Raw genomic sequence first — 16,681 nt, forward strand, 5'->3', positions numbered from 1 at the left:
ACCCGTGCCCGTGCTCGGGTCCGTCGGGGTCGTGCCGGTACCGCCCGTGCCGCCCGTGCCCGTGCTCGGGTCCGTCGGGGTTGTGCCGGTACCGCCCGTGTCACCTGTGCCGGTGCTCGGGTCGGTCGGAGACGTGCCGGTACCACCCGTGTCACCCGTGCCGGTGCTCGGGTCCGTCGGAGACGTGCCGGTACCGCCCGTGTCACCCGTGCCCGCGCTCGGGTCGGTCGGCGTCGTGCCGGTACCACCCGTGCCACCCGTACCCGTGCTCGGGTCCGTCGGAGACGTGCCAGTGCCGCCCGTGTCACCTGTGCCCGTGCTCGGGTCCGTCGGGGTTGTGCCGGTACCGCCCGTGCCACCCGTGCCGGTGCTCGGATCCGTCGGCGTCGTGCCGGTACCGCCCGTGTCACCTGTGCCGGTGCTCGGATCGGAGATGTCGGCGTTGGAGCGGGCGGTGGGGTTGGGGGCGCTGGCAGGAGAGATGCCGGGGGCGGCGTAGGCCGTGGCGGGGCTGGTCGCGGCGGAGGCGATCTGGGTCGGGTCGGGCGCCGCCATGATCCCTGCCGTATCGCCGGCAACCATTTCCGTACCCGAAACAGCGATGCCCGAACCAGTGGCTGTGCCCTGTATCTCCTGCGCAGGCACGATCTGGCCCGCACCGTCGATTTCCCGATCAAGGGCGCGGACCGGGCCGGCCGGTGTCTGGTGGGCGGGCAAGGGGAGCCCGTTGTCGCCTGTTCCGCCGGTGGCCGTGGTGAAGGTCTCGCCCGTACCGCCTTCCTGCTGGCTGCCGTAATGAACGGTGCCCAGATAGGCGTTGCCCGGTTCGTTGGGACGCACGGCCTCGGCCGCGGGACGTTCCAGGGCCTTCAGCGGCCGGTCGGGCGCATCGGCGACGCTGTCGCGGATGACGGGGGCCTTAGCGATGGGAGCGGTCTTGTCACCGATGGGAGCGGCCATGGCGGTTCTCCAGCCAAATGGATGGTGGGCGGAAGCTGGTTTTGGTTTTTAAAAAAGGAAGGCGGATCAGCGTTCGCGGAACGCACCATCAACCGTCGTGTAAATCGGCTTCAGCAGATATTGGATCAGTGATTTCTCGCCCGTCGTGATATCGGCTTGCACCGTCATGCCGGGGACCAGGACGTGATGCATCTCCTGGCTTCCGACATGGTTGGCGGCCAGTTTCACCCTGGCCTGGTAATAAGGTTGCTTCTGTTCATCAAGAAAGGTCGTGGGCGACACGCTTTCCAGCGTCCCGTCCACGCGGCCGAACCGGGTATAGTCGAAAGCCTGGATCTTGACCTTCACCGTCTGGCCCACCTTCACGAAGCCGATATCGCGCGGAGAGACGCGGACCTCGGCCACCAGTTCGTCATCAACGGGGACGAGCCGGGCAACCACGCCGCCGGGCGAGATGACACCGCCAATGGTCTTCACGGGCATCTCCTGCACGATGCCGCGCATCGGCGCGGTGGAGACCAGGCGTTCCACCCGATCTTCCTGCCCGTCCAACGCCTTGGCCAGTTCCGCCAGCTCGGCGTTCACCACGCCCAGCTTATCGAGCGTTTCCTGCCGCAGCCGGGTGTCCAGTTCGGCCAGGCGCGAGGCATTACCGTTCAGGTTGCTGCGCGTGGAAGCGATGACGCCTTCCAGCCGCTGGCGTTCGGACATGGCCGCCGCCCGCTCGCGCTCTGCTTCGATCAGCATCAGGCGGGAATTCAGGCCCTTCTCCACAAGGTCGGCCCGCATGGCCACCTTGCTGTCGATAAAGCCCAGATTGGTATTGATGCTGGCAAGCTGGGCCTGGCTCGATTGCAGCACGGAACGCAGTTCCTGCGCCTGATCGGCCAGGACCTGGCGCTGGCTCTCCCGCGCCTCCAACTGGCTGCCCAACAGCCGCTCATTTTCCACAACCAGTTCGGGCTGCCCGGCAAAGGCGGAAAAATCGGCCGCGCGACCATCGGCAAAGGCGGCAAGCCGTTCGGCCTGGGCTCGCAGGGCAAGCTGGCGGACCAGCATCTGGTCACGGCTGGACTGGGTGGCGGCCCCTTCGAACCGCACCAGCGGCTGGCCGGCCTCGACCAGTTCGCCGGGCTTGACCAGCATCTCGGCCACGATGCCGCCCTCCAGGTGCTGCACCGTCTGGACGGCGCCGGCCGGCACGATCTCCCCGAAGGAGACTGCCACTTCCTGCACAGGCGTGAAGGCCGCCCAGGCGATGAAGGCTGCCACACTGGCACCGGCCAGCAGGATGGCGGCGCGCGTCAGCGGGCGCACGCCGGGATCCTCCACCAGTTCGTCGGTGGCGAAGGAGGGCTGGGCGGAAAAGCCCGGGGGCGAGGAAAAGGACAGGGCGGAACGCATCAGATCATCCCCTTCGGAATACGGTCCCGGACCTTGTCCGCGGTGCCGAAATAGCGGGTGGTGCCGTTCTCCAGGATGAGCACCTTGTCGGCGATCCCGAGATGGCTGCGGCGATGGGTGGCGAAGAAGACGGTCGCCTGCTGGCGCAGCGCCTCGATCGCGGACATGAAGGCGAACTCGCCCTCGAAATCGAAGCCGCTGATCGGTTCATCCAGCAACACCAGCGGGGCATTGCGCAGATAGGCGCGCGCCAGGGCAAGGCGGGCCAGGACGGCCGTCGGCAACGGCTTCTCATGCAGGTCGAAGCGGGTTTCCAGCCCGTCCTTCAGCCGACGCACGGCATCGATGGCACCGGCACGGTCCAGCGCGTCGATCAGTTCATTGTCGCTGGCCGTGGGCGCAGTCAGACGCAGATTGTCGGCCAGCGTGCCCTGGAAGAACTGCGGCACCTGGGTGACGAAAGCGATGGAGCGGCGAAGCTGTACCGGATCGAACTGGCGGATATCCCGCCCGTCGATACGCACCGAACCACCCTGGGCCGCGTAAAGACCGCTAATCAGCTTCAGCACGGTGGACTTACCCCCGCCGCACCGGCCGACCAGGGCCACCACTTCACGCGGGGCGACCTCGAAGGAGAGATTGGCCAGCACCGGCTCGCTCTCCCGGCCATAGCGGAAGGTGACGCGGCTGAAGGTCACCCGGCCCTGGATCTCTCCGGCGCGATTGGGGCGGGCGGCCTCCGACCGCTCCGGCGGCGTGGCCATCAGGGATTCGATCTGCTTCATGGAGGAGCGGAGCTGCGTCACCCGCGCGCTGGCCGTAAAGGCCGCCTGCAAAGGACCAAGCATGCGCCAGACCAGCATCATGGACGCGATCAGGCCGCCGGTGGTCAGCACCCCCGTCAGCACCTGATGGATGCCGGTCAGCAGGGTGGCCAATGCTGTCAGGGTGCCCAGCGCCACGCTGATCGTGCCGACCGTGGCCGATGCCTGGGAATAACGAAGGTTGGCGCGCGCGGCATCGCGGACCACATTCTCGTACCGGTGGCGCCAGATATCCAGGTCGCCTAGGATACGGATGGCACGCATCCTTTCGATGATCTCCAGCGCCAGTTCCTGACGGCGGGCATTGGCATGGGCCGACCGGGTGACACGGCGCTGGATCACGGCATTCGCCACAATGCCCACCAGCGCATAGACGCCCACGCCCAGCAACGGCACCAGCCCCAGCCATCCACCCATCACGAAGATGGCACCGATGAACAGCAGCATGAAAGGCAGGTCCAGACAGGCCTGGGCCAGCGGACCGGTCAGCAGGTCGCGCACCCGGTCGATGTCACGCACCCGGGCAAGCTGGGCCGCGATGCTGACCCGTTCCGTCATGGCACTGGGCAGGTTCAGCAACCGGCCCAGGACAGCGTTGCCGACCAGATATCCCAGCCGGGCGCCGGCATGGGCCATGGTGCGGGTGCGCGCACGGCGGATGGCCAGTTCCAGCAGGCAGGCGCCGATGGCGCCAACCCCCAGCATGATCAGCAGGTCAGGCTGGTTGGCGGCGATCACCTTGTCATAGACGGCCATCACGAACAGCGGATTGGCGAGCGCCAGCATATTGGCGAGCAGGGTCAGCAGCAGCGAGACCAGCACCAGCGGCGCCCCTTCCGCCAGCCGCCCCCGCAACCAGGGCTGTTTCTCCCCACCCGATGACTGGGAGGCGGCCGGGGTGATCGAGATGGCCACGCCGGGGCCAAGCCCCTCACCCTGTTCGGAGCGATAGGCAACACCACCGGGCTGGGGCCTGATTATGTCAGACGGCTGCCCTTGGGTTCCACCAGCAGGGGCGCGCCCTGTGCCGGCAGGTAAAGCAGCGGCAGGCGACGCTCACGCCCGGCATCGTAAAGCCGGCGCAGCGCCGGGACGGAAAAGGCGTCCTGCGCCTGCACCGACGCGGCAAAACCAAGGCGGCCCAGCAGGTCGCGCAGATCGGCGACCGGATCGGGCCCGCACGCGGCAGGCATGGCTTCCAGCATCTGACGCTGCGTCATCGGCCAGCCGAGTTGCCGCAGCAGCAGGCCCAGCGGCTCCAGCTTCGCATTTATGTCGTTGCCGGCCGCATCCGTCGACCGTGCGGGGTTATTAACGGAAATGTCTTGCGACCGGGCAACCCCGGCCTCCAGGGACAGGGTCATGCCAGGAACTCCTGCGTCAGGTCGAGCTTGCCGTCGGCAAGGCTGTAGATGCGATCGGCCAGTTTCAAGGACGCGGGCCGGTGGCTGACCAGGATGATGATGCAGTCGCCGCGCACCTCGTTCAGCAGGGTGAACAGGCAGCGGTCACCCTCGTCATCCACGGCGGAACTGGCATCGTCGAACAGGACGATGCGCGGCCGGTTCATCAGGGCGCGGGCCACGGCGATACGCTGGGCCAGCCCGCGGGGCAGCGGCTCGGTGGCACCGTCACCGACAAAGGTGGAGAAGCCGTGCGGCAGGGCGTGGATCAGTTCGGATATGCCCACCCGCTCCGCGGCGGCCAGGGCTGCATCTTCCATTTCCGGCCGGAACATGGTGATGTTCTCGGTAATCGTGCCGCGAAACAGGATTTCATGCTGGGGCAGCAGGGCGATGGCCTGACGCAGACTGTCCGGCGTATAGGCCGACAATTCGCGTCCATCCAGAAGCACCCGCCCCTGCGTCGGCTGGTAGAAGCCCGCAGCGATGGACAACAAGGTGCTCTTGCCGCTGCCGTTGGCGCCCACCAGGGCAATGATCTCTCCCCGGCGGATATCCAGATCGATCCCGGCCAGAAGATCATCATCGGACTTGAAACCGAAATGCACGTTTTCCAGGACCAGGTGCGGTTCGGTCAGGGTTGCATCCTCCACACCGCCTGCCATCTCCGCCTTGGGCATGGCATAGATCTGGTTCAACTGATCGCGGGCGATGGAAGCCGATTGCAGGCGCGACCAGAACTGCATGATGCTCTGCATCGGGGCCAGCGAACGCCCGACCAGCAACATGCAGGCAGATAAAGCACCAACGGATAGGTTGCCGTTCAGCACCAGCAGACTGCCGAACCCAACCGTCAGCAGGCTGGCGAACTGCACGGTGAACTGGCCCTGTTCGGCCAGGTGCTGCGCCGACAGCTCAGCGGCACGGTGTTCTTCAAGCCGGCTCTCCTGCAGGTTCTCGTACCGGCGCAGCAGGGGTTGTTCCAGTGCCATGGCCTTGACCGACTGGATGCCCGTCAACAGGCTGATCACGAAACTCAGCCGCCTGTCCTCCACCTTCGTGATGCGCGACAGGGCATCACGGGCATGACGCAGCGCAGGCACAGCCGTGATGCACAGGAATGCCACCCCCACGATGGGGATCAGGACCAGCGGCCCCCCGATATAGAATATCAGCGCCAGATATATCGCGATGAACGGAATATCATACAGGCTGATCATGATCTGCCCGGAGGCGAAATCACGCAAAGTGGCAATGGAGCCGAGAAACTCCATATGGGCGCCCGATGAATGTGATTGGAACGTCCGGAGATCCGCATCCATCATATGAGAGACGGCGCGTATATTCTCCCCGGCTTCGAATTTTGCCCCAAGAGCGCCGAAAATACGCTGACGTAACAGCCGCAAGCAAAAGTCTAGAATCAGTGCAACAACGACACCGATTGCAAGAACAGACATCGTGTCAGCCGCATGATTGGGAATCACGCGATCATATACCTACAATATCGCAACCGGCATGGACAAGGACAGCAGATTTATGGTGATGCTAGACAAAAGTATGTATGGATTTACACGCCACGCCCGGGATGAAGGGCGCATATCCGATTTCGCCACATGAGTCATGGCCAGCCCCAGCCGAATGATTTCTGCGAAAAACTACTGACTCCATTCCACCGGACTGACCAGTGGGCAATTTGTATCTTTCGTATAATAAATATATACTTATATATTCCGATAATAACCGGAAGTTTATTGAATAAATAAAATTATTAACTTAGGTTTTTTAAAAAAATTTTCCTCCTTAATTAAATAAATCACCTCGGTCTTCGGAATATGGCTAAATTATGCAAACGGGCCGAACCAAGAACCAAATCCGACAGAAACTTGCGTCCACGCCTTTTGATACAGGGTGGCAGAGAGCTTGTGGAGAATGCATCATACGGAGAGACAAGGCGTTTTCATCCATATCAGTATATTCGACAGTACTGATATTCACCCTCCGCAGCCATCCGGAGCGCGTCTGCCATAGGGAGCAATCTGTCAGCTAATTTTTCAAATGTGGACCAAGAGGCGGCCTAGACTTTGACGGGACGATCACAGGATGCGGCGGTATGTCGCAGTCGCGTCCGGCGCGTAACTTGACAGTGGTAACTCGACTGGATAAGGCTGCTTGGTCGATCATCCGGATAGTTTCTCCAGGGGATGAAATTCGACGGGTCCAGCGCCTCTCCCGCTGTTTCCAATATCGAATGTTTCCAATATCGAAATCCATGACGGATCAGGTCATTGATCAGGCTGTTCCGGCCCAATCGAATAATCCCGCAGCCTGTGGCATCAGTCCACCACTCCATCCACGCAGGTGCTTGACAGCGTACACTCAATTGCATATGCGAGTTATTCTCATCCTCTCCCATTGATGGTCAAAGTTCCCGTGTCAAGAATAGCCACACCGCCGCCCCGTCGGGCCTTTGCACCAAGGCGGCCCGCCTGGGACGTGCCGGTCCGCATCGTGACGGCCACAGTCGGCGGCTATGGGCTGGCCAGCACGGTCACGGCACTGCTGGCGCGGCTGCTGCCAGTTCCCCCCGTGGAGGCCACCTTCATGGCGACCACCCTGTCCTTCGCCGTGATGACGGCGATCGTGGTCTGGGTGTTTGCCGCCCGCAACGCCCTGGCCGCCATGGGCTGGGTCGTGGGGCTGGCGCTGTCCACGGGCATGGCGGCATGGCTCTCCATCCGGTTCGGATGGCCCGCATGAAGGGTTTCCGCCAGACTCAATCATCGCTGCACACCTGGACCGGGCTGGTGGTCGGCTGGGTGCTGTTCCTGATCTTCATCAACGGTACCGCTGCCTTCTGGCGCGAGGAGATCAGTCACTGGATGCGCCCCGAACTGCCGGCTGCCGCCACGATCATCACCCCGGCCGACGAGACGCGAATGATGGAAAGTGCCCTGGCCGCGCTGTCGGCCAAGGCACCGGATGCCGCAAGCTGGACCATCATTCCTCCCGGTTCGCGCGGCAGCGGCACACAGCTCGTCTGGGCGGAAAGGGCCAAGCCGGGGGAGCGCATCCGCTTTCGCTGGCCCGACGCCACGAACAGCCTGTGGCTGGGCAATGATGGCAGGCCGGTTGAGGTGCGGGAAACGCGCGGCGGCGACTTCTTCTACCGCCTGCATTTCGATCTGCACTACATGCCTGTGCTGTGGGCACGCTGGTTTGTGGGCTTCTGCTCCATGTTCATGCTGGTGGCCATCGTCACGGGCATCATCACGCACAAGAAAATCTTCCGCGATTTCTTCACCTTCCGCCCCGGCAAGGGTCAGCGCAGTTGGCTGGACGGGCACAATGCGACGGCCGTGCTGGCTCTGCCCTTCCACCTGATGATCACCTATACGGGGCTGGTCACGCTGATGGCGCTGTACATGCCCTGGGGCATGCTGGCCAATTTCAACGACAGCGCTGAATTCTTCGCAGCAACGCAGCCGCAATTGCCACCGGCGAGCTATGCCGCGACACCGACCCCGCAGGCCCCCATCGCCCCCATGCTGGAACAGGCCCGCGCCCTGTGGCAGGGCGGAACCGTCGGCGGCGTCCGCATCAGCAACCCCGGCGACGCCGCGGCCCGCGTGCAGATCAGCCGGCATCTGGGTGACAGGGTCCTGGACCGTTCACAGACCATCACTTTCGACGGCGTGACGGGTCAGATGCTGGCCAGGCCGCCGCACAGCGGTGCCGGCATCGCCACCCGCGACGCCATGGTCGGGCTGCATGCCGGCCGCTTCGCCCCCACGACCGTCCGCTGGCTCTATTTCCTGTCGGGCCTGGCCGGCACCGCCATGGTTGCCACAGGCCTGGTGATGTGGACCGCCAAGCGGCGGGAAAAACTGCCCGACCCCGGCCGGCCCCACTTCGGCTTCCGGCTGGTGGAACGGCTGAATGTCGCCACGGTTGCCGGCCTGCCCGTGGGCATGGTGGCCATGTTCTGGGCCAACCGCCTGCTGCCGGTGGGCCTGGAAGGCCGCTGGCACGCAGAGGTGAACGCGATGTTCATCGCCTGGGGACTATGCATCGTCCATGCCTTCATGCGGCCGCCCAAGCGGGGCTGGGTCGAACAGTTCACCCTGTGCGCCGTCATGCTGCTGGGCCTGCCGCTTTACGACCAGATAACCGGCAACGGCCTGTGGCAGCATGTGCTGCACGGAGACACAACGCGATTCTGGACCGACGTCACGCTGTGGGGCCTGGCCCTGTCGCTGGCCGCCATCGCCTGGAAAGTGTACTGCCATAAACCACGCGCCACGGCCCGCACGCCGCGCGCATCGAAAGGGACGGCCTTGGCCGTGGCCGGAGAATGAGCCTTCTATCCTGGTTGCTGGCACTGGCCGGATTCGCCGCCCTGGCGCTGGCCATGCCGGATCATCACCATTGGCTGCGGGGCCGTGATCCCACGCCATCCGCGCGGCGCCGGCTGCAACTGGCCGGCACCCTGCTTCTGGTCGGCTCCTGGATCGCTGCCGCGGTCGCGTGGGGGGCCGCAACCGGCAGCGTCGCCTGGTGCGGGCTTTTGACCGTCTCCGCGGCGCCCCTGGTCCTGGCCCGCACCTATCTGACGCCGCGACGGCGCTGACACATTTCCAAGACGGACAAGCCCCGGATATATAATTGACTAGGAAACTAAATTCACATAGTTTCCTAGTCAACAAATGGAGCGCCCCCATGTCCCGTCCCCAACAGGTCGCAGAGCTGACGGATCATCTCGGCTTCTGGCTGCGCATGGTGTCCAACCATGTTTCCCACAGCTTCTCCCGCCGGCTGGAGGGGGAAGGCGTGACGGTGGCCGAATGGGTCGTGCTGCGTGAATTGTACGGAACCGACCCGTTGGCGCCCAGCCGGCTGGCCGAACGGTTGGGCATGACGCGGGGCGCCATCAGCAAGCTGGCAGACCGGCTGATGGCCAAGGGTCTGGTTGCACGGGCGGACGACCCGCGTGACGGCCGTGCGCACAGCCTGTCCCTGTCATCGGCCGGCCTGGGGCTCGTTCCCATGCTGGCCCGGCTGGCGGATGAAAATGAGGCCGCGATTTTCGGCTGCCTCTGCGCCGAAGACCGCAGCCGGCTGGAACAGGCGCTGAAGAAGATTGCACAGGCGCGGGGCCTGAACGACCCGCCCTTGACCTGACCCTTCCCTTCCCCCCGACCTCGACCCACCCTTCGGATAAGGAGAACCGCGATGGACGCGGAACGGATTGATATTGCCCGCCGGTGCCTTGCAGCAGCCCATGACGGCACGATGGATTTTCCCGGCATTGTCGGCATGCTGATGGATGCCGGCTTTGAAGGCTACCATGTCGATTACCGGTGCGGGACCAGCACCTATCACCTGCCGTGCGGCAACCATATCGTGCTGCCGTCCGGCCAGGGCCGGACCGATATCGCCCCACTTTTCCGGGCCGACAAGGTGGAAGCAGCCGTGCAGGAAGCGCAGGCGGGCGGGCCCGGCTACACCTACCACGGGTTCTGCGACAAGGTTGCAGCCGCGGGCTGCGCCGGTTACATGGTGTCCTTCTGTGGCCGGCGCGTCGTCTATTACGGCCGCACGGCCGAAACCCATGTCGAACATTTCCCGCAATGACGGGCATGGCGGAAACAGGGCCGGACGATCGCACGACGGCCCTTCCCCACCTTTATCCGTATCTGCATTGATCAGCACCTATGGTCCTGATCAATGCAGCCCGATCCGTCGGGCGTCGCCATCCGGCGGCTTTGCCCACGCGCGCATGGGCGCGTGAGCGGTAAACACGCCAACCGATTTGCGATGAGTTCAACTCACCGCAAATCGGTATTACATCTTGTCGGCGGGATGCCGGTCCATTCTACTGTCGTGGAACCATTGCCAAGGTACGGTCCCATGCAATCTCCGGCCAATACGCTGTCGCTCGATGAATACTGGATGCCCTTCACGGCCAACCGTCAGTTCAAGGCGGCCCCCCGCCTGCTGACCAGGGCGGAAGGCATGTACTATACCAGCGACGATGGAAGGCAGGTGCTGGACGGCACGGCCGGGCTCTGGTGCGTCAATGCCGGGCATGGACGCCGGGAGATCGCAACCGCCGTGGCCGACCAGTTGCGGGATATGGATTACGCGCCATCCTTCCAGATGGGCCATCCGCTGGCCTTTCAGTTTGCCGAACGGCTGGGAAGGATCGCCCCGCCGGGGCTGGACCGGATATTCTTCACCGGTTCGGGCTCGGAATCGGTGGACACCGCGCTGAAGATCGCCCTGGCCTATCAACGCGCCATCGGCCAGGGCACCCGCACCCGCCTTATCGGGCGTGAACGCGGCTATCACGGTGTCGGATTCGGCGGGGTGTCGGTAGGCGGCATCCTCAACAACCGCCGCACCTTCATCGGCCTGCCCGGCAGCGACCATCTGCGCCACACCCACGACCCCGCCCGCAACCGGTTCTGTCAGGGCCTGCCTGAACATGGGGCGGAACTGGCCGACGATCTGGAACGGCTGGTGCAGTTGCACGGGGCGGAAACCATCGCCGCCGTGATCGTGGAGCCCGTGGCGGGATCGACAGGCGTGCTGCTGCCGCCCCGGGGCTATCTGGAACGGCTGCGGGAGATTGCGACCCGTCACGGCATCCTGCTGATCTTCGACGAGGTGATCACCGGCTTTGGCCGGCTGGGCACCCCGTTCGCCGCCGGCTATTTCGGCGTCACGCCCGACCTGATCACGACAGCCAAGGGGCTGACCAACGGTGCCATCCCCATGGGGGCCGTTTTCTGCGCCCGGCACGTCCAGGATGCGCTGATGACAGGCCCGGAGAACCTGATCGAGCTGTTCCACGGCTACACTTATTCCGGCCATCCGGCGGCCTGTGCCGCCGGCATGGCGGTGCTGGACATCTATGAGCGTGAAGGGCTGCTGGTCCGTGGTGGCGAACTGGAAACGGAATGGCGCCAGGCCATGCTGTCGCTGCGCGATGCGGCCCATGTGACCGACATCCGAACCATCGGCCTGGTCGCCGGCATCGAACTGGCATCCCGCGACGGGGCGCCGGCGGCCCGCGCCTATGACGTGTTCGTTGATTGCTTCCAGCAAGGCCTGCTGATCCGCGTGACCGGTGACATCATCGCCCTTTCTCCGCCCCTGATCGTGGAGCGCGCACAGATCGGCACGATTGTCGCCACCATCCGCGACGCGCTGAACCGGGTGCGATAGGCAGGGCACCCGACAAGGGCAGGCGCGGGACGATCAACCTCCCATGCAGAGGATTGCAGGGCCAGCATCGATCCGGAAACGTGCCAGACGACTTCGATATCATGCATGTCTTTCATCATCACCCCGATCTTCACCGGGGTGATGGAATGAAAAGCACCAGTGAGCGAACGGAAGACTTCTCCGACGGCCCCTCAGGCCGCAGCGATGCGCGTCAGCTTTTCCCGGTCGCAGAGCATGCGGTTCGGCGCGGCCTCCCGCAGGGCACCCGCTTTCTTGAATTCGGAAATGGTGCGGCTGGCCGTTTCCAGTGTCACGGCCAGGATGGAGCCCAGATCCTCCCGCGTGAACAGGCGCACAGGCTCTTCCGGCCTTTCTTCCGACAACAGCAGCAGCAGCCGCGCCATGCGCTGACGGGCGCTGCCCGTGGACAAGCCGGTCAGGAAACCATCGGCCGTGGTCAGCGCCTCGTGCCATTTCTCCATCAGCCGCGTGTGCAGCCGGGTGCTGTTGGCCTGCAGGCGATGGATCGTCGCGACGGGAATCCGGCAGACCTCCAGCGGCTGCAAGGCAATGGCCATATGTGCATATGTCGGCTGCAACAGCGCCTCCAGACCGGCAACCCCGCCCATACGAACCAGCCGCACGATGCGCTGCGAGCCGTCCGGCTGAAACTGCACGAGCTTCAGCAGCCCGTCGCGGACGGTGAATATGGCCGCCGCCGGATCATCCAGCCCATAAAGCTGGGCACCCGCTTCCAGCCTCATCTCCTCGATCGGGGCGTGGATATGGTCGAAATCCTCCTCCCGCAGGTCGGCGAACAATACCAGATGCCGGATGCCGCACCTTTGGCAGGCCGCAATCCCTCTCCAGGCGGCGTCGATCTGCGACTGTTTCACGGTCCTGCCCCGCTCCTGTGCAGCCCTTGTTACAATTCCCACCAAAATCTGTGGAAAATGGGGTTTGTCAAGGCGGCGCCCCCAGGACAAAAGGTCCCGTGCGGGCGCAAGGACCGGACACAAGCCGAAAGCGTCGGGTGGAAAGTCCGGCGGCGAGCGCCTAAATTCCTCCGAGGGCACAGCCCGGAACCCGCAGGATCGAGGATATGATGGACAGCAGCTTTCCCTTCACCCGCAGCGACGAGGAATGGCGCCGCCTGCTGACGCCCGAGCAATACAGGATCATGCGGGCCCATGGGACGGAGGCGCCGGGAAGCTGTGCGTTGTTGCGGGAAAAGCGGCCGGGCCGCTTCTGCTGCGCCGGCTGCGGCCAACCCCTGTTCCAGTCGGGTGGCAAGTTTGAAAGCGGCACCGGCTGGCCCAGCTTCAACGATCCCCTGCCCGGATCGGTGGGGACCAGCGTTGATCGCCAATATGGCATGGTGCGAACCGAGGTGCATTGCGCCAATTGCGGCAGCCATCTGGGGCATGTGTTCGAGGATGGGCCGCCGCCAACCTATCTGCGCTATTGCATCAACGGCGTCGCGCTGGATTTCGAGTCGGACTGACCGGCCACCCTCGCCATCACGCTTGCAGCCGGGCAGCCGCCGGTATAACGAACGGGCTCCCGCCCTGCCGCCCGTCCGAAGGATTAGACATGTTCCAGGCCGCCCCGCTGACGATGACCGACAAGCCCAGCCTTTACCGGGACCTGGCGGGTATGGCGCGCGGTTTGCTGGATGGGGAACGGGACCTCGTGGCCAATGCGGCCAACCTGTCCGCCCTCCTCTTCACCTCGCTGCCCGACGTGAACTGGGCGGGTTTCTATTTCGTGCGCGAAGGGGACGAACTGGTGCTGGGTCCGTTCCAGGGCCGGCCGGCCTGCGTGCGCATCGCGCGGGGCCGCGGGGTCTGCGGCACGGCGGTGGCCACGGCCCGGACACAGCTTGTCCCCGATGTTTATGCCTTTCCGGGCCATATCGCCTGTGATGCGGCATCGCGGTCCGAACTGGTCGTGCCGCTTGTCCGTGACGGGCGCGTGCTGGGCGTCATCGACCTGGACAGCCCGTCCCCGGCCCGCTTCGATGCCGACGATCAGGCCGGGATCGAAGCGCTGGCTGCCCTGTTCATCAGCGGTTGCGACTGGCCCTGATCCAACAGGCGGGGCGGAACCGCACCGTTATCCCCGCCCCTCCCGCAGCACGGCATCGCGCACGCGGAAGCGATTTTCCACCGAGACGGGTGGCAGGTCATTGCCCCACGCCCGTGCGGACAAAGGTCAGCAGGCGAGCCATCCGCTCATCCGTCGGCCGCCCGCCGAAGGACCGTGCCCGCCAGCCCCGGCCGGGCCAGGGAAGCCGGACTGCCGACCAGCAGTCGGGATGATGACCGTGACGATGGCCCCACAGATGGCCCACCCCGTTTCGTATCGAGAAACAGAAACCGCCATAGTCGCGGACAGCAGATGAAAAGGCCCGACGGCAAGCCCACCGAACGCGGGGGCATATGCCCTCGATGCGGGCCGCCGCCCCGCGCGCCGTAATCCGTCCGCCAGGGGAACATGCGGCCGCCATCAGCATTATCAAGGCAAGCATCTTGAGGAGAGTGTCATGCCGGGACGGGCCCGCTATCAACGCTACGGCCAGCCGACGGGCGGCTGGGGTTCCGTGAAGTCCCTGGTCAAGCAGGCCGTCAAACAGCAGGCGGTTTCCACTTCTGTCAGCCTTGTGCGCGACCATAACAAGACCGGCGGCTACATGTGTACAAGCTGTGCCTGGACCAAGCCGGCCGAACCGCACCTGGCGGAGTTTTGCGAAAACGGTGCCAAGGCCACGTTCTGGGACCTGACGGCCAGACGGGTGACACCGGCCTTCTTCGATCAGCATCGTGTCTCGGAATTGCTGGAATGGTCCGACCATGACCTGGAAAATGCGGGCCGGCTGACACAGCCGATGCGCTATGACCCGGCAAGCGACAGATACCGGCCCGTCAGCTGGGAAGAAGCGTTCGCCGATATCGGCGCCAGACTGCGCGACTGCGCGCCGGAAGGCGTGATCTTCTATGCCTCGGGCCGGGCCAGCCTGGAGACTTCCTTCATGTACCAGCTTCTGGCCCGGCTCTATGGCAACAACAACCTGCCCGACAGTTCCAACATGTGCCATGAGACCACGTCAGTGGCCCTGCCGGAGAGCATAGGCACCCCGGTCGGCACGGTCTTGCTGGAGGATTTCACCCGGACCGACTGCATCCTTTCCTTCGGACAGAATGTCGGCACGAACGCTCCCCGCCTGCTGCACACGCTGCAACAGGTGCGCAGCCGCGACGTGCCCATCATCGTGTTCAACCCGCTGCGGGAGCGCGGGTGGGAGGAATTCGTCAATCCGCAGCATCCCGGACAGATGCTGACCAACAGCCCCACCCGAATTGCCACCCAATATCATCAGCCCCGGGCCGGCGGCGATATCGCGGCCATGACAGGCATGGCCAAGGCGCTGCTGGCCCTGGACGACGATGCCGTCATGACAGGCGGCCGCCGCGTGCTGGACATGGATTTCATCAATCGGCATACGCAGGGCTTCGCGTCGTTCGAAGCGATGGTCCGACGGACCGGGTGGCAGCAGATCGTCGCAGAATCAGGCCTTTCGCAGACCATGCTGGAGGAAGCAGCCCGGACCTATGCCCAGGCGCAGGCCGTCATTGCCATCTATGGCATGGGCCTGACCCAGCACAAGCTGGGGGTGGACAATGTCCAGATGCTGGTCAACCTGCTGCTGATGCGCGGCCAGATCGGCAAGCCGGGCGCCGGGATATGCCCCGTCCGGGGCCATTCCAACGTACAGGGCCAGCGCACCGTGGGTATCGCGGAGAAGACAGCGCTCGTCCCGCTGGACAGGATGGCCGACCTCTACGGTTTCGCCCCACCGCGTGAGGATGGCATGAACACGGTGGAGGCCTGCGAAGGCATCCTTGCCGGCACGGTCAGCGCCTTTGTCGGCCTGGGAGGGAACTTCCTGCGTGCGATCCCCGACCATGACCTGATGGAAAAGGCCTGGCGCACGCTGGACCTCAGCGTACAGGTAGCCACGAAGCTGAACCGGACCCATCTGGTCACAGCCGGCACCACCTACCTGCTGCCGACACTCGTCCGGTCGGAGATCGACGAGCAGGCATCGGGTCCCCAGATCGTGACGATGGAAGATTCCACGACCCGTATCCACGCCTCCCGCGGGAAGCACAAGCCCGCAAGCCCTCATCTTCTGTCGGAACCGGCGATCGTCGCCGGATTGGCCAAAGCCGTCCTGCCCGCCAACCCGAACGTACCCTGGGACCAGTGGGTGGCCGATTACGCCCTGGTCCGCGATGAGATCGAAAAATGCTTTCCGGAGGATTTCCACAGCTTCAACAGGCGGCTGGACATCCCCGGCGGGTTCGCCAGACCCGTGCCGGCCCGTGAGCGCGTCTGGGAAACCGACACGGGCAAAGCCAATTTCAAGCTTCCCCGCGCACTGTCGGCGAGTTTCGACGACGGCACGGACACCGGCATAATGCGGCTGGTGACCTTGCGCTCCAACGACCAGTTCAACACGACCATCTATGATTACGACGACCGGCTGCGGGGCATCCATGGTTCGCGGATGGTGATCCTGATCAACCGGGAGGACCGAATGCGCCTGGGCCTGCCCGACGGGGCAACCGCGCGGCTGACCACGGCGGCCGATGACGGGGTAAGGCGCAGCATGGGGGGCTTCCAGCTCATCGACTATGACATCCCGCGCGGCACGCTCGCCGGCTACTATCCGGAATGCAATCCCCTGATCCCGCTCTGGCAACATGCCGAAGAGAGCAAGACCCCGGCGGCGAAATCGGTGCCGGTCCGGCTGACGGCGGAATGAATCCCACCTCGAAACGGCAGCGGTTGGAAAGGCCG

The 16,681-nt window shown here is 64.5% G+C and carries 15 protein-coding genes; 9 read left to right on the top strand and 6 right to left on the bottom strand.

Annotated elements, in window-relative coordinates; translation table 11 throughout:
• The 5 genes from ACM9LZ_RS19205 to ACM9LZ_RS19225 all read right to left on the bottom strand — a co-directional run.
• Positions 1-960 (bottom strand): hypothetical protein (locus tag ACM9LZ_RS19205; protein ID WP_416621127.1); only part of this gene is annotated, 960 nt, incomplete at its 3' end.
• A gap of 66 nt (positions 961-1,026) precedes the next feature.
• Positions 1,027-2,364, bottom strand: coding sequence for an HlyD family type I secretion periplasmic adaptor subunit (locus ACM9LZ_RS19210; protein WP_416621128.1), 1,338 nt, complete (start codon positions 2,362-2,364; stop codon positions 1,027-1,029).
• A complete protein-coding gene (locus tag ACM9LZ_RS19215) occupies positions 2,364-4,103 on the bottom strand; it encodes a peptidase domain-containing ABC transporter (protein WP_416621129.1) in 1,740 nt (579 codons plus the stop codon). Before ACM9LZ_RS19215 ends, ACM9LZ_RS19210 begins: the two co-directional genes overlap by 1 nt.
• A 62-nt stretch (positions 4,104-4,165) precedes the next feature.
• Entirely contained in the window at positions 4,166-4,552 is a 387-nt protein-coding gene (locus ACM9LZ_RS19220; RefSeq protein WP_416621130.1) for a hypothetical protein, read from the bottom strand.
• On the bottom strand, positions 4,549-6,075 hold the full coding sequence (locus ACM9LZ_RS19225; RefSeq protein ID WP_416621131.1) for a peptidase domain-containing ABC transporter: 1,527 nt from the start codon (positions 6,073-6,075) through the stop codon (positions 4,549-4,551). The genes ACM9LZ_RS19220 and ACM9LZ_RS19225 overlap by 4 nt, the downstream gene beginning before the upstream one ends.
• A gap of 1,024 nt (positions 6,076-7,099) precedes the next feature.
• Between ACM9LZ_RS19225 and ACM9LZ_RS19230 the strand changes: the two genes are divergently transcribed.
• The 6 genes from ACM9LZ_RS19230 to aptA all read left to right on the top strand — a co-directional run bounded on the left by ACM9LZ_RS19230 (position 7,100) and on the right by aptA (position 11,818).
• On the top strand, positions 7,100-7,348 hold the full coding sequence (locus ACM9LZ_RS19230; protein WP_416621132.1) for a DUF3649 domain-containing protein: 249 nt from the start codon (positions 7,100-7,102) through the stop codon (positions 7,346-7,348).
• Positions 7,345-8,946 carry a PepSY-associated TM helix domain-containing protein gene (locus ACM9LZ_RS19235; RefSeq protein WP_416621133.1) on the top strand — a complete coding sequence of 534 codons (1,602 nt, stop codon included), beginning with the start codon at positions 7,345-7,347 and terminating at the stop codon, positions 8,944-8,946. The genes ACM9LZ_RS19230 and ACM9LZ_RS19235 overlap by 4 nt, the downstream gene beginning before the upstream one ends.
• On the top strand, positions 8,943-9,218 hold the full coding sequence (locus tag ACM9LZ_RS19240; protein WP_416621134.1) for a DUF3325 domain-containing protein: 276 nt from the start codon (positions 8,943-8,945) through the stop codon (positions 9,216-9,218). The genes ACM9LZ_RS19235 and ACM9LZ_RS19240 overlap by 4 nt, the downstream gene beginning before the upstream one ends.
• Positions 9,219-9,307: 89 nt before the next feature.
• Positions 9,308-9,769, top strand: a complete 462-nt coding sequence (locus ACM9LZ_RS19245; protein WP_416621135.1) for a MarR family winged helix-turn-helix transcriptional regulator — start codon at positions 9,308-9,310, stop codon at positions 9,767-9,769.
• A gap of 51 nt (positions 9,770-9,820) precedes the next feature.
• On the top strand, positions 9,821-10,222 hold the full coding sequence (locus ACM9LZ_RS19250; RefSeq protein ID WP_416621136.1) for a DUF1398 domain-containing protein: 402 nt from the start codon (positions 9,821-9,823) through the stop codon (positions 10,220-10,222).
• Positions 10,223-10,498: 276 nt separating this feature from the next.
• Positions 10,499-11,818, top strand: coding sequence for an omega-aminotransferase AptA (aptA, locus tag ACM9LZ_RS19255; RefSeq protein WP_416621137.1), 1,320 nt, complete (start codon positions 10,499-10,501; stop codon positions 11,816-11,818).
• A gap of 191 nt (positions 11,819-12,009) precedes the next feature.
• On the opposite strand, the gene ACM9LZ_RS19260 is transcribed toward aptA, so the two are convergent.
• Positions 12,010-12,714 carry a Crp/Fnr family transcriptional regulator gene (locus tag ACM9LZ_RS19260; RefSeq protein WP_416621138.1) on the bottom strand — a complete coding sequence of 235 codons (705 nt, stop codon included), beginning with the start codon at positions 12,712-12,714 and terminating at the stop codon, positions 12,010-12,012.
• A 206-nt stretch (positions 12,715-12,920) separates the two neighbouring features.
• Between ACM9LZ_RS19260 and msrB the strand changes: the two genes are divergently transcribed.
• From msrB to ACM9LZ_RS19275, 3 genes are all read left to right on the top strand, one after another.
• Positions 12,921-13,322 carry a peptide-methionine (R)-S-oxide reductase MsrB gene (gene msrB, locus ACM9LZ_RS19265; RefSeq protein ID WP_416621139.1) on the top strand — a complete coding sequence of 134 codons (402 nt, stop codon included), beginning with the start codon at positions 12,921-12,923 and terminating at the stop codon, positions 13,320-13,322.
• 89 nt (positions 13,323-13,411) lie between these two features.
• Positions 13,412-13,906 (top strand): GAF domain-containing protein, encoded by a 495-nt coding sequence (locus tag ACM9LZ_RS19270; RefSeq protein ID WP_416621140.1) that lies wholly within the window; start codon positions 13,412-13,414, stop codon positions 13,904-13,906.
• Positions 13,907-14,363: 457 nt separating this feature from the next.
• A complete protein-coding gene (locus tag ACM9LZ_RS19275; protein WP_416621141.1) occupies positions 14,364-16,646 on the top strand; it encodes an FdhF/YdeP family oxidoreductase in 2,283 nt (760 codons plus the stop codon).
• The last annotated feature ends 35 nt before the right edge of the window (positions 16,647-16,681 follow it).

It is taken from the genome of Niveispirillum fermenti (assembly GCF_048066175.1).
Classification (GTDB): Bacteria; Pseudomonadota; Alphaproteobacteria; order Azospirillales; family Azospirillaceae; genus Niveispirillum; species Niveispirillum fermenti.

Coding starts and splice junctions, on each gene's coding strand:
- ACM9LZ_RS19210 (WP_416621128.1), bottom strand. CDS start 2,364: ATGCGTTCCGCCCTGTCCTTTTCCTCGCCCCCGGGCTTTTCCGCCCAG.
- ACM9LZ_RS19220 (WP_416621130.1), bottom strand. CDS start 4,552: ATGACCCTGTCCCTGGAGGCCGGGGTTGCCCGGTCGCAAGACATTTCC.
- ACM9LZ_RS19235 (WP_416621133.1), top strand. CDS start 7,345: ATGAAGGGTTTCCGCCAGACTCAATCATCGCTGCACACCTGGACCGGG.
- ACM9LZ_RS19240 (WP_416621134.1), top strand. CDS start 8,943: ATGAGCCTTCTATCCTGGTTGCTGGCACTGGCCGGATTCGCCGCCCTG.
- ACM9LZ_RS19245 (WP_416621135.1), top strand. CDS start 9,308: ATGTCCCGTCCCCAACAGGTCGCAGAGCTGACGGATCATCTCGGCTTC.
- ACM9LZ_RS19250 (WP_416621136.1), top strand. CDS start 9,821: ATGGACGCGGAACGGATTGATATTGCCCGCCGGTGCCTTGCAGCAGCC.
- aptA (WP_416621137.1), top strand. CDS start 10,499: ATGCAATCTCCGGCCAATACGCTGTCGCTCGATGAATACTGGATGCCC.
- msrB (WP_416621139.1), top strand. CDS start 12,921: ATGATGGACAGCAGCTTTCCCTTCACCCGCAGCGACGAGGAATGGCGC.
- ACM9LZ_RS19270 (WP_416621140.1), top strand. CDS start 13,412: ATGTTCCAGGCCGCCCCGCTGACGATGACCGACAAGCCCAGCCTTTAC.
- ACM9LZ_RS19275 (WP_416621141.1), top strand. CDS start 14,364: ATGCCGGGACGGGCCCGCTATCAACGCTACGGCCAGCCGACGGGCGGC.